This window comes from bacterium, assembly GCA_016873475.1.
Lineage (GTDB): Bacteria > Krumholzibacteriota > Krumholzibacteriia > JACNKJ01 > JACNKJ01 > VGXI01.
In genome coordinates this window covers 1-1,717 of record VGXI01000400.1, presented here as the reverse complement: position 1 = coordinate 1,717, position 1,717 = coordinate 1, and the positions used below count along the sequence as shown (strand labels likewise).

General features: G+C 69.9%; 2 protein-coding genes. One reads left to right on the top strand and one right to left on the bottom strand.

The features are described from left to right. Positions 1-742 (bottom strand): hypothetical protein (locus FJ251_16145; GenBank protein MBM4119231.1); only part of this gene is annotated, 742 nt, incomplete at its 3' end. A 170-nt stretch (positions 743-912) separates the two neighbouring features. Here FJ251_16145 and FJ251_16140 point away from each other — a divergent pair. Further along, positions 913-1,545 carry a cytidylate kinase-like family protein gene (locus FJ251_16140; GenBank protein MBM4119230.1) on the top strand — a complete coding sequence of 211 codons (633 nt, stop codon included), beginning with the start codon at positions 913-915 and terminating at the stop codon, positions 1,543-1,545. Positions 1,546-1,717 lie beyond the last annotated feature (172 nt).

The window sequence follows — 1,717 nt, the reverse complement described above, 5'->3', positions numbered from 1 at the left end:
TTTTGAAGTCGTGCCGGTGGTGGATGCGCCGCGAGAACCAGCCCGCCGTGCCGGGGTTCGGCCCCGTGAGCGGCGTCGAGCCGTGGCACTGCGCGCAGAGGATGGGCTGATTGGCCGGATCGAAGCCGCCCTCGTCCTCGTGCATGTTGAGGATATTCGTCACCGAGCTGTGGCAGCCGCTGCTCACGCAGTTGACCTCGGTGGACACCGGGATCACGGGCCGGCTGCGGTGCAACTCGGCGCCCTGCCCATCGCGCAGGATCACCAGCGCCTGCTGGTAGGGATCCTCGACCGCAGGCGCCGCATCCGTGTAGGGCGTGATCGGAATGCCTGTCGCGGCCCAGTCGGGGCCGTTCCATTCGAACTCACCCGTGAGGCCGTGGCCCGTGAGCCCGATGTTGTCCGGCAGGTTCACGCCGAAGAGCTGGTCCTCGTAGGACCAGAAGTTCGTCTTACCCACCGAGTAGGTGTTGCCCGGAATCGAGTAGTCGAGCGTCACGCCGCCGCCCACGAGCTGCGGCAGGCTACCCGCGTCGCCCCGCCGGATGACCTGGGCTTGAAGCGTGTTGTAGGGGGGCAGGATGGAGATCTGACTGTGGTCCTGGTTCATGCAGTGCATGCCCAGGTCGTTCCAGCTGAGAACGATGTAGTCGCCCAGCTCTTCGCGAGCTGTGGCCGGCCCGAGGAGCAGGACCGCCGCGAGGGCGACGAAGGAAGCGAGGAGCAAGTGGCGTCTGCGCATGGTGACCTCCCGTGGCCGGACCGTGACCGATCCGTGACCTGCACAAGCATGGGAGCTACTCAGCCTTGATTCAAAGTCTTTCGTATATCGGAATCCGATAACCCCTTGTGTGAACTCCGGTTTCCTGAACCGGAGGCGCGCGCTATCCTCGCGACGACAGGAGGTGAGCCATGCCCATCGTCACGGTGTCGCGCGAGTACGGCGCGGGCGGCCTGGCCATCGGGCGCCGTGTGGCCGAGCTGCTCGGGGCCGAGTTCCTCGATTCGGCGCTGATCGGCGAGGTGGCGCGCCGGCTCGGCCTGCCCGAGGATGCCGTCAAGCGCTGGGACGAACGCCGCGAGAGCCTCATCCTGCGTCTGCTGCGCGCCCTGGAGACGGCCCACCCCGAGTACGCCGTCGGCGGCGAACTCGCGCTGCAAGCGTGCGAGGAGTTGCCCAACCCCGAGCGCATCGGCCGGCTCTTCCGCGAGGTCATCATCGAGGAGGCGCGCAGCGAGAACGCGGTGATCGTCGGCCGCGGCGGCGCCTTCGTGCTGGGCCAGTGGCCGGGCGCGCTGCACGTGCGCCTCGTCGCGCCGCGCGCGGCGCGGCTCGCCCGCATCCAGGCCCGCAGCGAGATTGGCGCCGCCGAGGCCGAGCGCCGCCTCGACGCCTTCGACAAGGAGCGCGCCGACTACCTGCAGCACCACTTCGACGTCGACTGGACCGACCCGCTGCACTACGCCCTCGTGCTGAACACCGCCGCCCTCGGCGACGAGCGCGCGGCGCAGGTCATCGCGCGCGCGGCGCGGGGCGCCGCGTGAGCCCGAGCGAACCGGCAGGCGGCGCGCTCACCGGCGCGCAGGGGGCTCCGACGCCCGAGCCGCCGCGTCCACCCCGGCTCGCCGAGGGCCTCGCCGCCTTCCGCTTCCGCAACTTCCGCTGGTTCTGGACCGGCCAGCTGGCCAGCCTCGTCGGCACCTGGATGCAGACCGT